At 42.1% G+C, this 16,851-nt stretch carries 12 protein-coding genes; 7 read left to right on the top strand and 5 right to left on the bottom strand.

Annotation, left to right across the window (positions count from 1 at the left end; translation table 11 throughout):
- Positions 1–102 precede the first annotated feature (102 nt).
- From AOC03_RS10755 to AOC03_RS12710, 3 genes are read left to right on the top strand one after another with little or no spacing between them, the layout of a single operon-like run.
- A complete protein-coding gene (locus AOC03_RS10755; RefSeq protein ID WP_062535877.1) occupies positions 103–1,611 on the top strand; it encodes a cytochrome ubiquinol oxidase subunit I in 1,509 nt (502 codons plus the stop codon).
- Entirely contained in the window at positions 1,611–2,627 is a 1,017-nt protein-coding gene (gene cydB, locus AOC03_RS10750; RefSeq protein WP_062535874.1) for a cytochrome d ubiquinol oxidase subunit II, read from the top strand. Before AOC03_RS10755 ends, cydB begins: the two co-directional genes overlap by 1 nt.
- A gap of 37 nt (positions 2,628–2,664) precedes the next feature.
- Positions 2,665–2,781: a DUF2474 domain-containing protein gene (locus AOC03_RS12710; protein ID WP_147222506.1), complete on the top strand. Its 117-nt coding sequence runs from the start codon at positions 2,665–2,667 to the stop codon at positions 2,779–2,781.
- A gap of 123 nt (positions 2,782–2,904) precedes the next feature.
- Here the strand turns inward: AOC03_RS12710 and murU are convergent, their stop codons facing one another.
- On the bottom strand, positions 2,905–3,633 hold the full coding sequence (murU, locus tag AOC03_RS10745; protein ID WP_062535872.1) for an N-acetylmuramate alpha-1-phosphate uridylyltransferase MurU: 729 nt from the start codon (positions 3,631–3,633) through the stop codon (positions 2,905–2,907).
- Positions 3,634–3,690: 57 nt separating this feature from the next.
- Positions 3,691–4,812 (bottom strand): aminoglycoside phosphotransferase family protein, encoded by a 1,122-nt coding sequence (locus tag AOC03_RS10740; RefSeq protein ID WP_420480440.1) that lies wholly within the window; start codon positions 4,810–4,812, stop codon positions 3,691–3,693.
- A 522-nt stretch (positions 4,813–5,334) separates the two neighbouring features.
- Here AOC03_RS10740 and AOC03_RS10735 point away from each other — a divergent pair.
- Together AOC03_RS10735 and AOC03_RS10730 are read left to right on the top strand one after the other, a co-directional pair.
- Positions 5,335–8,310: an LPS-assembly protein LptD gene (locus AOC03_RS10735; RefSeq protein WP_062536742.1), complete on the top strand. Its 2,976-nt coding sequence runs from the start codon at positions 5,335–5,337 to the stop codon at positions 8,308–8,310.
- A 153-nt stretch (positions 8,311–8,463) separates the two neighbouring features.
- On the top strand, positions 8,464–9,876 hold the full coding sequence (locus AOC03_RS10730) for a peptidylprolyl isomerase (protein WP_062535868.1): 1,413 nt from the start codon (positions 8,464–8,466) through the stop codon (positions 9,874–9,876).
- A gap of 455 nt (positions 9,877–10,331) precedes the next feature.
- On the opposite strand, the gene AOC03_RS10725 is transcribed toward AOC03_RS10730, so the two are convergent.
- Positions 10,332–11,459 carry an endonuclease/exonuclease/phosphatase family protein gene (locus AOC03_RS10725; RefSeq protein ID WP_062536740.1) on the bottom strand — a complete coding sequence of 376 codons (1,128 nt, stop codon included), beginning with the start codon at positions 11,457–11,459 and terminating at the stop codon, positions 10,332–10,334.
- Positions 11,460–11,879: 420 nt separating this feature from the next.
- On the opposite strand from AOC03_RS10725, the gene asd reads away from it, so the two are divergent.
- A complete protein-coding gene (gene asd / locus AOC03_RS10720; RefSeq protein ID WP_062535865.1) occupies positions 11,880–13,013 on the top strand; it encodes an aspartate-semialdehyde dehydrogenase in 1,134 nt (377 codons plus the stop codon).
- A gap of 91 nt (positions 13,014–13,104) precedes the next feature.
- Here asd and AOC03_RS10715 read toward each other — a convergent pair whose 3' ends face one another.
- Complete coding sequence (locus AOC03_RS10715) at positions 13,105–13,713, bottom strand: SOUL family heme-binding protein (RefSeq protein WP_157049316.1); 609 nt, start codon at positions 13,711–13,713, stop codon at positions 13,105–13,107.
- A 270-nt stretch (positions 13,714–13,983) separates the two neighbouring features.
- Here AOC03_RS10715 and tgt point away from each other — a divergent pair, with 270 nt between their 5' ends.
- Positions 13,984–15,135 carry a tRNA guanosine(34) transglycosylase Tgt gene (gene tgt / locus AOC03_RS10710; RefSeq protein WP_062535861.1) on the top strand — a complete coding sequence of 384 codons (1,152 nt, stop codon included), beginning with the start codon at positions 13,984–13,986 and terminating at the stop codon, positions 15,133–15,135.
- Between the two features lie 103 nt (positions 15,136–15,238).
- Here the strand turns inward: tgt and AOC03_RS10705 are convergent, their stop codons facing one another.
- Positions 15,239–16,591 (bottom strand): sodium-dependent transporter, encoded by a 1,353-nt coding sequence (locus AOC03_RS10705; protein WP_062535859.1) that lies wholly within the window; start codon positions 16,589–16,591, stop codon positions 15,239–15,241.
- Between the last annotated feature and the right edge of the window lie 260 nt (positions 16,592–16,851).

Below are 16,851 nucleotides of genomic sequence, written 5' to 3'. Positions count from 1 at the left end.
TGACCGTAAATTGATGCCTTGATTGATAGGCAATTACGGGCAGTTACCTGAGCGTATCATGGAGTATAGCGCCAGTCAGCTAACAGATAAGGGTAACCGCTTATGTTCGCTACATTTATGATTGACCAACTTGATGCGCTGACGCTTGCGCGTATCCAGTTTGCTTTTGTTATCTCATGGCACATTGTCTTTCCTGCCTTTTCTATCGGACTTGCCAGCTTTTTAACCGTACTAGAACTTCGTTGGCTCAAAACAGGTGAGCCTGTTTATGCGGAAGTTTATAAACACTGGGTAAAAATATTCGCCGTCGTCTTTGGGATGGGCGTGGTATCGGGCGTGGTAATGTCCTACCAATTTGGTACTAACTGGGCTGTCTTCTCCGATAAAGCAGGTAATGTGTTAGGTCCATTACTTGCCTATGAAGTATTAACCGCGTTTTTCTTAGAAGCTTCCTTTTTAGGTATTATGCTCTTTGGTTGGGGGCGCGTTAGTAAACGGATGCATGTGATAGCAACAGCTATTGTTGCTGTCGGTACGCTGATATCAGGATTCTGGATTTTAGCGGCCAATAGTTTTATGCAGACGCCACAAGGGTTTATGGTAGGCGCTGATGGCCTGCTATATCCGACCAATTGGTTAGAAATCATCTTTAATCCCTCATTCCCTTACCGCTACGCACACATGATGACCGCAGCATTTTTGACGACTGCTTTTGTTATTGGTGGTATCGGTGCGTATTATCTGCAGTCCAAGAAACATATCGAACACCGCAAACATGGTCGTGTCATGCTAGGTATGGCAATGGTGATGGCTATTTTCGTCGCGCCTGCTCAGGTAATTATTGGTGATGAGCATGGTCTCAATACGCTAGAGCATCAACCAGCTAAAGTGGCTGCAATGGAAGGGATTTGGGAGAATGAGCGCGGCGCTGCATTACGCTTATTTGCGATTCCTGATCAAAAAAATCAGACGAATAAATACGAGGTTAAAATTCCTTATGTGTCTGGGCTGATTTTGACGCATTCACTTGATAAGGAAGTTAAGGGTCTCAAAAACTGGGCACCTGAAGATCAGCCTGTTGTCATTATCGTCTTTTGGGCATTCCGCATCATGGTTGCTATTGGGTTATTAATGATAATAGTCGGGCTATTTAGTCTTTACAAATACTTTAAAAAACAACAATTCAATCCTGAAAGTAAATGGTTTCATCGCTTATGGATGTTTATGACGCCAATGGGTTTTATCGCCCTACTGGCTGGTTGGTTCGTCACTGAAACGGGACGCCAACCGTGGACAGTGTATGGTGTGATTCGGACGGCTGAAAGTATGTCTCCGGTTGCTGCGCAGCAAGTGGCAACGACACTTATTGGTTTCATTGTGCTGTATGTCTTTGTGTTTGGCGCGGGTAGCTTTTATATCTTACGCTTGATTGCTAAAGGTCCACAGCCGTATGAGAATCCAGCTGATGACAATTTCTACGAGCACTCTATTACTGAAGGTCAAGGTCGCACATTAAGTGGCGATAGTAATGCCAGTGAGAATATGGAGAAAAACTCAGCTGACGATCTGGATAAACCCGCGAATGACAAAGATGACGGAGGGTTACGCTAATGTTTAACTTCGGCAATGTATTAGATTTACCCTTAATTTGGGGCGGATTAATCGCCTTAGCGGTCTTTGTTTACATACTTCTTGATGGGTTTGACTTAGGCTGCGGTATCTTATTCCCATTTGCAGGCTCCGATAAAAACCGTAGCAGAATAATGAACTCTATCGCTCCATTTTGGGACGGTAATGAGACCTGGTTGGTATTGGGAGGTGGTGGCTTGTTCGCCGCCTTTCCAGTCGCTTACGGTATTATTATGACCGGTCTTTATTTACCCGTAACCTTTATGCTGTTTGGTCTTATTATGCGCGGGGTCGCCTTTGAGTTTCGATTTAAATCCTCTTCACGACGCTATGTATGGGATACCTTCTTTTTTATTGGTTCGGTAGTCGCTACCTTTTTCCAAGGCATCATGCTGGGCGCTTTGGTACAGGGTATGGAGGCAAGTAATCGTTTATACAGCGGTGGTCCATTTGATTGGTTCACGCCATTCTCAATCGTTTGTGGTATCGCACTTCTTATTGGGTATGCGCTACTCGGCTCAACATGGCTCATTATTAAAACTGAACATAAGCTACAAGTATGGGCACGTAAAGTGTCTGGTTGGATGCTATCAGCATTGGTTTTGGCGATGATTGTCGTGACGGTATTTATGTACTTTTCTGATATTGAGGCGCTTGAAGGCTGGTTCAGTTTCCCAGGTTTATTGTATCTGGCACCGATGCCGATTATCGTTGTGGCATTATTCTTCTTAATGCGTAAAGATTTGACTGGCGAGCGTGAATATCGTCCGTTTTTATTGACGGTAGCGCTATTTTTAATGGGTTATATCGGGGTTTGTTCTGCGATTTTCCCTTATATCGTACCCTATCAAATGACCATTTATGAAGCTGCCGCGGCTGATACTTCATTATCGTTTATGCTCATTGGCGCAGGTATTATGCTACCGATTATTCTCAGTTATACCGCGTTTGCCTATTATACTTTCAAAGGTAAAACCGACCATGAGCATATGTATTAAGCATCGTTGTTAGAAGATATATATTTAGGAGATGAACATGAAAAATCTCAGCAAAAAACAGTCCCAATGGGCATGGTTTATCGGCTTATATCTCGCAGGTTTTTTGACTATTTTTACCATTGCGCAACTGATTAAACTGGCAATGGGCGTTTAGATATTCATCTATCAGCTTTATAAGTTAATAAAAAACCGCAGTTCTAATCTTATTAAAGCTGCGGTTTTTTTAATTGATTTATTTTTAATATAAAGTTTGAATCGTGCACTGCCTAAATGCTATTTAAGCACCGCGATGCGTACCTGTACCTTTGGTTTCTATAAAAGTATTTATTTGTTCTAAACGCTCAGGTGTTCCCACATCAATCCAGTTATCAGTAATCACTTCAGCGGTCACTTGAAATTTTATCATCGCTTGCCTCAGTAATGGACCAAGCGCAGCCGACTGACCTGTCACCAAGCCATCCACCAAACGTGGCGACATCACACTGATACCCGAAAAGGTATATTTATCCGCGTCACCAATCGGCTGCTCACTTGCCAAGCCATTATTGATAGCAAAGTCACCACCGTTATTGTGCTCAGGATTATCAATCAATAATAAATGAGCGCGCTGATCGGCGCCTAACTGATAATCTCGCAACGGTGCGAAATCAAAAGTCGTCCAAACATCCGAATTAACTAAGATAAAAGGTTCATCTTGCAACTTGCCAGTTTGTAGTGCCTGAAAAATGCCGCCAGCCGTTTCTAGTGGATCATCGTCTTCAAGTGACCAATGCAACTGCACGCCGTATGGCGAGCCGTCACCTAAGGTGTCCATCAATTTTTTCGCAAGCCAAGACGCATTGATGGTGATATCAGTAATACCCGCGGCTTGTAACGCTTTAATATGCCAAACGATGAGCGGCTGACCGCCCACTTCTACTAAAGGCTTAGGAGTTTCAAGCGTCAATGGACGCAGGCGCGTGCCTTTACCTGCTGCTAGAATCATGGCTTGGGTTATTACCGACATGGATATTCCTTATTCTTGAATAAATTAAAGCAAGGCATCTTCTTATCATTAATAGCGTTAGATATATTGCTGTACAAATTTATTTTGATAAGCCGGCAACACAGTATCAATCAACCACTTATTAAAAGGCTCTACTGCTTGCTGCATACTGTCGCTGCCATGTGCACCGAGCCATTCTAGCTCAAAGATAAAATCACACATGACTTTTGGAATATCTGTCAAATATCGATTTTTACCATCGCGCTCAAACAAGCGAATAAAAATTCCCAGTACTTTTAAATGTCGTTGTACACCCATCACGTTGACATCATTTTCAAACTGTTCAGCACTATGAACCGTTTCTAACTCAGCTTGTTTTTGCAACTGCCAAAAGTCATGAATCCAACGTGACACTTGAGTCTCTGACCACTCTACATAGGCATCGCGTACTAATGAGACTAAGTCATAACTGTATGCACCAATCACCGCATCTTGGAAATCAATCACGCCCAGTCGCGTCTTATCTGCTTGATCTTGCATTAGATTGCGACTGTGATAATCACGATGAACAATAACTTGTGGCTGTGCCAAAATTTCTGCAATCAACGCAGATTTTAGGTTTTCCCAAAGCCCCTCATCAAGCTCGACACCGATATAGGGAATGAACCACTCGCTGAACAAATTCATTTCACGAGTCAACATTGCGGCATCATAATCAGGTAATTGGTGCTGAGCTTTTGCTGTTTTTACCGGTAGCTTTTGTAATTCAACTAGCGTTTGCATAGCTAATTGATAATATTCATTAACTTGCGCAGGTGTTGCACCAACCAATAAATGAGCAAACTCTACTGCACCGAAATCTTGCAACACTAGAAAACCTTTGGTCAGATCTTGCGCTATCAATTTAGGCACATTTATCGCAGGCATCATCAGCTTATCTACCATGATAAATTGCTGCATCGCATCTTGTTCATCGGCTGAATCCATGACAATATAGCGCGCCACCTCCGCCCCATTGCTATCCAGTAATTGAATGCGATGATAGCGGCGGGCACTGGCATCACCTGCTAAACTATCAAGGATAAAGTCTTGGTCTTCAAAAACCTGCTGCAACCATTGCTCCAGTTGCTGCTGACGAATGTCAATGGTATCAGTGGTCGTAGCAGGGGTTATTAAGGTTTTATTGGTCATAGAATACATCGCCAGTTAAAGAGTAGTTATCAATAAACTAAAAGAGTGATAAGTTGAGCAAATAGTTGTTAAAATAGCCAGTAATTCGAGTAGGCGAGATTTCTTATAGACTCTGTACCCTGCCGTATTTAGAGTATAGAACGCAAATACACACAAACGTCTACCTACCCTACAAAATTTAGTAATAAAATAAATAGTGTAGCTGATTTGGTTTTTTTTGACTATGATAAGCTATGAATAGTTATCAAAATGGTGATAAAAATTCAGCATATATAACCATAGATTAGCATCTATAAACCGTATTGTGTGCTATTAATAGTATGATAATAAAGTCATACACTGATTTACTAGCAGTCTTATTATTACTAAATCAGTTATCAGTTATCAGTTATCAGTTATCAGTTATCGAAAGTTAATATAATGCGCCGGCATTATGCTAGTACGCTTGCCGTTTGGTTTCATAGTAATGAAATCGCTACGTTACTGAATCCAAATCGCAATCCATTAGGCTCTGCAATCATAGGTGTGCCCTTGTTATATTCTCCGCTTTACCAAAGCATCCGTCTGATTTTATTTGGTGCTTTAAGTTTGACTGGCTTAACCGTGACTATCAATGCCAACGCAAGTCTTGATATACAAACGACTAAGCCACTTATCACTCCGAGCACCGGTGTCGCTAGTAGTGCCTCTAAAACCAATCTCATTGATGCTACTGATACTAGTGACGCCAATATTGACATTGGCACCAATAATAAAGATGCTGATAGCGCCAATGCTGAGGCTGATTTTAGCAGTGATAGCGCTGCCAATGATATTACTGAAATCATCGAGAATAACGATAACACTCCCGTACCATCATTAGCTAACGTTAATACTAACAATGACAGTAAGAGAAATAATACAAAAGCGCGTGTGGCTCAAAGTGCAGCGACAGCTCCAACCATAGATAATAGCCGAATCAATGTCAATGATGATAGTATTCAAGCCAGTCTCACGCGCTTGGCAGAATTTTACGAGTTAAAGCCTGAAACTAATAACAGCGAAAAAAATCTCGATAACGAGAATAGCCAAAATACGGCGCAAACCATTCCAAAGTTGGGTACGAATTTAAATTTACTGCCTAGTGCAGTAGATAGCGCCCAACGCTGCGAAGGACAATGGATTTATCCGACCAGCAATCCTAATTATCAGCGCGCCGTTAATGAAAGTGGACAATCAGCAACCAATCTAAACGGCATCCCTAATAATCAATCACCGTTATTTTCTGAGTCTGATTATGGCTATTATGATAACGTTGATTATGCTGAGCTATCCGGTAATGTCATTATTGATCAAGGCACTCAGCACATCGAAGCGGATAAAATCGTACTGGATTTAAGCAGTGGTGTCGCTGCTGCACAAGGTAAAGTACTGTTTACCAATCAAGCAACTAATAACAATAGCAGCACTAATCAAAATTCGCCTAATAATAATAAAACCACGCTTACCGAAAAGACCTCACAAGGCGGTTTAATTGGTGTCGCGGATAATTTGGCTTATAGTACCGAAACTGGGCAATCAACGGCTTATGACGTGGCTTTTGCAAGCGTACCATTGCAAGCGCATGGCTATGCCAAACGTCTTAATCGTCCTAATGACAGTCAATACGAGCTAGATAATGTCATGTTTAGCACCTGTCCACCGACGGATCGTAAATGGCAACTGGAAGCCAAAAGTATTGACTTAGATACCGATACTGGTCGTGGTAAGGCATATAACACTACTTTCCGTATCGCCGATGTGCCTGTGCTTTATTTGCCTTATTTTAACTTTCCTATCGACAGTCGACGCAGCAGCGGATTTTTATTGCCTAGCGCCAGTATTGGGAGTAAAAGTGGACTTGAAGTCGACGTTCCTTATTATTTGAATTTAGCGCCTAATTACGACGCGACGATTAACGCGCACGTTTATACCAATCGTAATCCGATGCTTTCCGGTGAATTTCGCTATTTGACTGAAAACTATGGTGAAGGTATCTTTAACGGTTCTTATTTACCGAATGATAAAGAATATGATGGCGAAGATCGCAGCAGCTTTTTCTATGATCACTATTGGTCATCAAAGACCATTCCGCGTTTAAGTGGTGATGCTAAATACAGTTATGTCTCTGATGCCGATTATATTAATGACTTTGATACGCTAGGCTTGTCGGATAATACTTTGAACTTGCCACGACGCGCGCGTCTTAATTATTATAACGACTATGTCGATGGTGAGCTAAAAGTCGAAACCTTCCAAACGCTGAATGCATTTACTAATAATGGTGAGGCGTTAGAAGATAAAGATAAACCTTACTCACGCCTGCCACAGTTAACCTTAAACTATCGTTTACCGTGGGCAGAAAAATTTGATATTACTGGGGTTCATGACTCTGCTTATTTTAAAAAGTCCATTAACGATGGCTCAGAAGATGAAAAAAGTGGCGTACGCATCTATAATAAGCTGAGTGCTGTTTACCCTATTGAGTCGGCATGGGGTTATGTGAAGCCCGAGCTTAGCCTACAGCATCTATACACCTCTTATGATCAGGACAGCTTAGAAGATAACGCGCTGAATAAAGCCGATGGCAATCAGTCCGTCTTTGTACCGCAAGCGAGTATAGATGCAGGACTTTATTTTTACCGTGCCGGTTCGCCGTTTGGCGCATTTGACGATACCATGGGTGGTTATCAGCTATTAAGCCCACGTCTTAAATATACCTATTCGCCTTATAAAGACCAGAACAGCATTCCTAACTTTAATACTCGTATTGCGTCAATTAACTATGAGCAACTGTTTTCTGACAGTTGGTTCTTAGGTCATGATCGCCTGCAAGATTTGCATGCCTTTACGCCGGGTGTCAATTATCGTTACATCGACGCAACGGGCGTGACACGTTTTGATGGTAGCATTGCAGAGCAGTTTTATATCGATGAGGGACGCGTTACGCTAGAAGATCAAAAACCGGTCTTCAATACCAATTCTTCAGGCATGGTGTGGAATGCGAGCGCCCAACCTTATAATAATGTTTGGGTCGATGTTAGCGGTGCATTTAATAACAGTTATGACTTGAACTTTATCACGACTGAACTGCGCTATCAGCCTTCTGAAAACAGCTTATTTAACGTCGGCTTTGTGAAACGTCAGCTTGATGACAATACCAATCAGTTGCCTTTGTCTGCATTTACCGCGTCAGCTATTTTCCCTGTTAATAATAATTGGCGCGTACTGGCACAAGGTCAATACGATTATCGCGATAATAAAGTACTTGACTCATTGGTCGGCATTGATTATGAAGATTGCTGCTTTGGCTTTGCCGTTTATGGTCGTCGTTATTACAACGATTTGAATGTAAATGACAAACCAACACAAGCCATTATGGCAGAGATTAGATTGAATGGTCTGGGTAGTGGCAATAGCCGCCTAACCCGATTGCTCGCTGATAAAGTGCTTGGCTTTGAGCCGGTACAAACCGCATGGAAAGACTAATAGAAGGTTTATTTAAAACATAAATCGGTCTGATAATTTGAGTTAAAAAACACTAAACATTTACGTAACAATATTGTGCACAATACCATCCGAATTACGGTGGATATGGCTGATCAGCCACCACCCGATGCGATGACAGTGACGAGGAGCATCATGAGATTTTTTACTTTACGCCAGACCCGCCGTGCAGTCCTGCTTTCTATTAGTATGAGCACAGGAGTGATGCTGAGCCTCAATGCTCAAGCAGCAACTGTCAAACCTGCCAGCGTCGGTGTTGGACAAACTGGTGTCAGTAAAAGCAGCCCAAACAGCGCCAATCAACTCACGCCAGCGAACAGCTCTGATGGCATCATTGCCTTAGTTAATGACAACGCTATCTTAAAAAGCGATTTGTTTGCTGCCATCACGCAAACACAAGCACGCGCAAAAGCCGCTGGTGAGCCAACTGCCAATTCAGCGCAGCTTCAATCTGACGTGTTAAACGCACTTATTTTACGCGAATTACAATTATCATTAATTAATCGCGTTGGTCTTAAACCTGATGAAGCCGCTATTAATCAGCGTCTGGCACAAATCGCGCAAGCTGAAGGACTAAATAGTTTAACCGCGTTACAACAGCGTCTAGATGCCAATCAAGCAGGTAGCTATGCTGCTTTACGTGCCCAATTAATTGAAGACGCAGCGATTCAATCTTTACAACAACGTCAAATATCAAGTCGTGTGCGCATCAGTGAGCAAGATATTGACGCCTTTTTAGCCTCTCCAGAAGCCAAACGTCTGAACCAAAGTGAATATCAAACCATTCACGTGCGTGTACCGTACATAGATGACTATAGCCGTCTGTCTCAAGCACAACGTGATAGCGCACTTAAAGTCGCACAAGCACTACGTACACGCCTACAAGCGCCTAACGTCGATGTCGCCGCTGCCATCGCTGCTGTTCAAGGCAGCTATGCTAGCGCGATACAGGGTGGAGATATGGGCTTCCATAAAGCCGCCGCCTTACCGACAGAGCTAGCAAGCGAAATTACCAAGCTGGCTGTTGGTGCCGTTAGTGAACCGTTAGTGACTCCTGAAGGCATTGATATTATCAAGCTTGCCAATAAAAAATCTGGCGATACGATGGTGATACCGCAGTGGCACACGCGTCATATTTTGATCAAAGTTGATGAACTACAAACCGACGCATTGGCTGAACAAAAAATTAATGACTTATATAGTCAATTGCGTCAAGGTGCTGATTTTGCAGGACTCGCTGCTACTTATTCCGATGACCCTGGTTCAGCAGGTCGTGGTGGTGATCTTGATTGGGTCAGTGAAGAAGATATGATTGGACCGTTTGAAGGGGTTATGAAAAATACTACCGTTGGGGATTACTCAGCACCCTTTAAAACCCAGTTCGGTTGGCACATCCTCAAGGTTGAAGGCAAACGTCAGCAGGATGTGAGCGACCAATATCGCCGTAATATGGCAAGACAAGCCCTTTATCAACGTTTAGCAACGCAAGCTAAAGAAGACTGGTTACAGGAACTACGTTCAGAGGCTTATATTCAAGTATTCCAATAATTACTTGTTAAATATTCATTATTAGTAGCCAATACCAACGTTTCAATTATTTATAAAAAAAGGCATACACACGTGTATATGCCCTTTTTCTATTTGAATAACCAAATAATAAGTTAAATAGAACACTGCTTAATATAAGCTGTAACTGTAGCTATTATAAATTCACAATATAGCACGCAATAAAAAGCCCGAACCTAGGGCGATTGGTTCGGGCTTTAACACTTCTTGTTATTATTATTTTATTATTATTTCTTCCGTGTGACTTAACCTAAGTCTTTAGCAATAGATATAAGGTGACTCATATCTATTACTTCAACACCGCTTCCTGCATATCCTTGTGCTGATAGTGGTATTGTATGGTAATCCGCTATGACTAGATAGACGTTAAAGACCCTATTTGATGTACGCTTTTGCTTACAAGCTAACTTAAGTTGGCTTGTAAGCTGTACTTATCATCAGATATTGGCACTATCTTCCATACGCTCTTCTGAAACTTTACTGCCCTCTTTTTTACCTTCTTTAATTTTATTTTCTGTCTCTTTAATATCTCCTGCCTCTACAGTAGGGGCATTTTGTTCTTGTTCACTGGTGACTTCTGGCTCGTACTGTAAAGTCGTCAGCACTGGAAAATGGTCTGAACCAATAGAAGGCAACCGCTTCATATCTACAAGGGTAAAACAGGCGCTATGAAAGATATGGTCTAGCGCCCAGCGCAAAAATGGATAGTCAACATGAAAGGTATTGATAAAATGCCGCCCTATACGCGGGTCAAGCAATCCTGAGATACGCTGAAAACGGCGAGTCGTCTTTGACCATGCCACATCATTTAAGTCACCTGCCAATATGGCGGTTTGGTTATTTTCTTTAATATGTCTTCCCACCATTAACAGCTCAGCGTCGCGAGTGGTAGATTTATCCGCCTCCGTTGGGCTTGGTGGCATAGGATGTAAACAGTAAAGCCAAATAACGCGACCACTTTGCAGACGCAATTGGGTGTGAATTGAGGGAATATCATCAATCATTAGATACTTAACTTCAGGATTGATGAGCTCAAGCTTAGAATAAAGATGCATGCCATAGAGATTATCTAGCGGCACTTTAACGGTATAAGGATAATCGGGTTCAATAGAACTCAATGCCTGTTGCCACTTTTTATCCGTTTCAAGGGTAATTAGAATATCTGGCTGCTCTTTATTTACCAAATCGACCAATTTTTGGGTCTGGTTATTCGGGCTTAAGACATTTGAGACCATGATTTTAAGTTGATTCGTCGTACCTGCTGCTGTCTCTTTGGCACTTTGTACTTCTTTTTTCCATATCATCGTGTACGGCAGCACCATTCTAAGCTGGAAGCATAACGTTGCCGTCAATGCGATAAATAATAGCCACTGACCCACCTGCCATTGTGCCCCGAACAGCAACATACCCAGCCAAGCAATAATACCCAGCACCAAAATCTGGATACGCGGGAACTCAACATCACGCACCCACCAGTGATCCAGTGGCAGCCAACCCCAAGCAGTGATAAAAGCAACCAACCCTGCTAGCAGCTGTACACCATAATATAGGAGGGAGGAATCCATAAATTTTATTAGCCCATTTTTAAGTAAACGATTCAACATATAGCCAGATCAATGATTATATTCATGTTGTACAAATAATGTTATATCAATAATGTTATATCAATTATTATGCCAGTTATCACCTCAACTCATTATCACTTACTAACTGCTGTTTACTGAGACAGCCTTTTGAATAAATCATTGTCTATGTGATGGCTGGCGCAGGTCTTATTTAGTAAAATCCTGAATAATTCTTGAATGTCTATAGTGACTATTTTTGAGTACTACATTTACCTTAATAACTTAAAGTTATTATGAGGATAGTAATTATTGATTAATAATGTAGCTAAATAATACAAAACGCCTTGCTTTTTATGGTTATTCACGGCATTGTTATCGGCTGATACGGCAACAAATAACTATGATTAAGGATAGGGCTTCATGAGTAATTTAACAGTAGGCTTGGTAGGCTGGCGCGGTATGGTCGGGTCAGTACTTATACAACGGATGCGCGAAGAAAATGATTTCGCTGGTATTACGCCAGTGTTTTTTTCAACCAGTAATGCTGGCGGCGCAGCACCAAGCTTTGATGGCATTAGCCCAAGCCCATTACAAGATGCTCATGATATTGCAGCGCTAGCCGCTTGTGATGCTATTATTACTTGTCAAGGTGGCGACTATACTCAAGCCGTACACCAGCCCTTACGCGATAGTGGCTGGACAGGCTACTGGATCGATGCGGCAAGTACCCTACGCATGGAACATGACAGTATCATTATCTTAGATCCTGTCAATCGTAGCGTGATTGATAGCGCACTAGCCGAGGGTAAAAAAGACTTCATCGGTGGTAACTGTACGGTATCGCTCATGCTGATGGCAATTGGCGAGCTGTTTAATAAAGGCTGGGTGGAATGGGTCAGCGCAATGACCTATCAAGCGGCTAGTGGCTCAGGCGCGAACAATATGCGTGAGCTTATTAATGGTATGGGCGTATTGTATGATGCGGTCAAAGATAAGCTTGCCGATCCTGCTAGTGCCATCCTTGAAATTGACAAGAAAATTGCTGCTACTCAGCGTTCAGCTGACTTTCCTCAGCAGTATTTTGGTGTGCCATTGGCGGGTAGCTTAATTCCATATATCGACTCGCAACTGGAAAACAAACAGTCACGTGAAGAATGGAAAGGCGGTGTTGAAACCAATAAAATTCTTGGCAATAATGCAGAAAACAACATTGCTATCGACGGTATGTGTGTTCGTGTCGGTGCGATGCGCTGCCATGCTCAAGGCTTAACCATTAAGCTGAAAAAAGATATTCCGTTAGAAGAAATCGAAGCAGCGCTTAGAAATAGTGGCAACCAGTGGTTGGATGTGGTCGAAGATGATAAAGAAGCAACCATGAAGCGTCTAACACCGGTAGCGGTTACTGGTACATTAACCGTTGCCCTTGGTCGTCTGCGTAAGCTGAATATGGGCGGAGAATATTTGGGTGCATTCACCGTTGGCGATCAGCTATTATGGGGTGCAGCTGAACCATTACGCCGGATGCTAAATATCATCCGTGAGCCAAAAAACTAATATAGAGATTGAATCTAATAATAAAAAAAGACAGCCGATGCTGTCTTTTTTTATTATTAGATTCACATTATTTTAAGTATGATGAACGCCTTTATTTTTGCTGATAGGCAATCATAATTTCATTACGACGCATAAAGGGCAGGGTCCACGGTGGGTTGTAGCGTGCCAGCTCCGGCTCAGCAGTTCCTACTAACTTTTGGCTTTGCATCCATGTCTGCAGCTCTTTCGTTTTAGCTTCTACTTTTTGAGTTCCAGCCAGCCCTGAGAACTTAATCACAGCATACGTTTTTACTGGTAACTCAGCGATAGTAATATCAGGATTATTGGGCTTAGGCAACGTCTGCATCGTATAGTGACTGGGCATAATAAACTGCATACGCCACTTATTATCCTCCTGTTTCATCATAACGGGTGCAGTCATCGCGATTTTAGAGGGCTCACCTTTACTAGCATTTTCATTAACGGCTTGAGGCTGCATCATAACAGGCGCAGTCATACTAATTTTACTACTACTTGCCGCGCCACTATAGCTCACGTTATTGCCAAAAATATAATCTGCTAATATCTTAAAACCCTGACGACTAGCCGCATCTTGATCACCAGTAACCCACGTTTGTGCGACAATTTGCGCATCATAACGACGCAGTTCAAAGTCTTCCGTTTTTACCAATATCGTGTAGTTAGGTTCTTCGGTAGCCATAGCAACTCCTGGTATGAATAATAAAATGCCGAGTGATAGATAAATTGCGGTTTTCATACACTTTCTCCGCAGGCAGATGGTACGGTTTGATAGCTAATTTATATTCAGCAAGTCAATGATTCACTTTAGCAATCAAATGGACAAGATGTCTGTATCTTTTAGTGACTATCAAATAACTACACGTTAAAAGCAATCCAAATATCCGACCCAAAAAAATACCCAGCAATGCTATAATTAGCGCTATTCCCATAGCTTAGATGCGATTATTATATGCAATTTACACTCCATAAAACAGCCAGTGGTGAGACGCGCGCGCGCCGCGGTACGGTTCATCTTAATCATGGCGATGTACAAACGCCTGCCTTTATGCCCGTCGGTACTTACGGCACGGTAAAAGGTATGCTGCCGCGTGATATTGAAGCCATTGGCGCCGATATCATCTTGGGTAATACCTTTCATTTATGGCTACGCCCCGGTACTGAGGTCATTGACAAGTTTGGTGGTTTGCATAAATTTATGCATTGGGACAAGCCAATTTTGACCGATTCAGGTGGTTTTCAAGTATTCAGCTTGGGTGCGATGCGTAAAATCACTGAAGAAGGCGTGCATTTTAAATCGCCCATTGATGGTGCCAAAGTATTTTTATCACCTGAAAAATCCATGCAAATTCAGTACAGTCTAAATTCTGATATCGTCATGCAGTTCGATGAGTGTACGCCCTATCCTGCCACTCATGATGAAGCCAAAAAATCATTGGAGCTATCACTACGTTGGGGACAACGTTGCCTTGATGAGCATAAAAATTTGGGTAGTACCAATGCCCTATTTGGCATTATTCAAGGCAGTATGTATAAAGATTTACGTCAACAGTCATTAGAGGGCTTGTTAGAGATTGGTTTTGATGGCTATGCGATTGGCGGTCTGTCAGTTGGTGAGCCAAAAGAAGAGATGATAGACGTACTAGATTACATTGCAGATGATATGCCAGCCGATAAGCCGCGTTATTTGATGGGCGTTGGTAAGCCTGAAGACCTCGTTGAAGGAGTGCGACGCGGCGTCGATATGTTCGATTGTGTGATGCCCACCCGTAATGCGCGTAATGGTCATTATTTTGTCACTGGTGATTTGGACAATGCGGGTGTGGTGCGTATTCGCAACAGTCAGTATCGCCATGATGAGCGTCCACTAGACCCAGAATGTGATTGTTATACTTGTCAAAACTTCAGTCGTGCTTACCTTTATCATTTGAATAAGTGTAAAGAAATGCTCGGCGCACAGCTGGCAACTATTCATAACCTACGCTATTACCAAAGATTAATGCTAGGTATTAGAGAAGCCATTGAGCAAGATAACTTTGATGCTTTTGTGACTGAGTTTTATAGTAAACGCGGACAAACGGTTCCCGAGCTACATTTACGCTAGTTTTTATTAATTCTTACTTATTGCTTGTGACATAATAAAAAGGCTTAAGAGATTCTTAAGCCTTTTTATTACTATACTTTCCACTACTTTCTAAGTATAAAGTCTAACCCAATAAGGTAGTCACGAACACCAAAACTACGGCAATGGGTGCGACAAATTTAGAGATGATTTGCCATATTGTCCAAGCACCGTTCGATAGATTAAGCTCTTGCTTAATACTGCGCTGATCCATCTTCCAGCCAAGAAAGATAATGCCTGCAAGACCCGTTAATGGTAGTAAGAACTTACTGGTAATTTTATCAAGTATATCAAAAATTCCATTACCCATGACAGTGAAGTCAGACCATAGATTAAAGGATAACAGCGCTGCAATTCCTAATAGCCAAACAACAACAGCTGCTACAATGGTCGACATCGTACGATTCATGGGCGTACGCTCTTGTAAGAACTCAACGGATGGCTCAAGTAAAGAGATTGATGACGTTACTGCTGCAAAGGTAATTAGTAAGAAGAACAGCGTGCCAATAATAGCACCACCAGTCATGCTACCGAAAGCAATCGGTAAACTGACAAAAATAAGACCTGGACCTGACGCAGGGTCAAGACCGTTATGGAAAATAATTGGGAAAATAGCCAGACCAGCGGCTAAAGCAATGACTGTATCTAAAATCACTACCGTTCTTGCCGTTTTTAGTAGACTAACCTCGCGACCTAAATATGAACCATACGCCACCATGATGCCCATACCGACAGATAGCGTAAAGAAGGCGTGACCCAATGCCGCTAACATCACATCGCTTGTGATCTTATCAAGATTAGGCGCAAACAGATAATTAACGGCTTCCATAAAGCCACCATTTACCACGTTATAACCAACGATGACGAATAAAATAACCCCTAATAATGGCATCAATACTTTAGCCGTCATCTCAATACCACGTGTGACACCAACACCAACAATTATCGCGGTAAGCACCATAAATACGGTATGCCAGATGGTTAATGTAGTTGCTGAAGCCAGCATACCATCAAAGGTTGCACTCACTGCTGCACTGTCCTGACCGACAAAACTACCTGAGCCAGCTTTGGTAATATAGTTAAGTGCCCAACCACCAATAACACTATAAAATGATAAGATTAAAAAACCACCGAGAATACCCGTAGCACCTACAATACTCCAATTACGAGATAATCCTTCGCTCGCTGCGATATCACTAAACGTATTAATCGGATTTTTTTGTCCACGACGACCGATGAGCCACTCAGCAACCAATATTGGAAAGCCGACTAAAGCAATGCAGAATAAATAAGCAATAACAAAAGCGGAACCACCGCTTTCTCCCACCATATAAGGAAATTTCCAGATATTACCTAGCCCTACTGCTGAGCCTACCGCTGCTAGTGTAAAGCCGAAACCCGAGCTCCACTGCGCATGTTCTTGTTTGTTAATAGTCATTTCGCCGTCCTCGTGTTTCTCTTAATAGTGCTCATAGAGAACCATATTTACTCATTAACGATAATCATGAATGATTGTAAATAGCTATAAATAGTGTGCAGCTATTTACTATGAGATTCAATATGACGCAATTAGCAACATTAAGAAAGAATTGTTTACAATGTAATAAACGCTAAGTTTCTGCTAAGCGACCTAATAAGTCAAGTAGCACCAAAAACAAAAAGCCATAACCAATAGTTATGACTTTTTAAATTAAAAAT

This window comes from Psychrobacter urativorans, from assembly GCF_001298525.1.
GTDB lineage: Bacteria > Pseudomonadota > Gammaproteobacteria > Pseudomonadales > Moraxellaceae > Psychrobacter > Psychrobacter urativorans_A.
The sequence above is the reverse complement of the archived record's forward strand: the minus strand, read 5'-3'. Positions and strand labels throughout refer to the sequence as shown.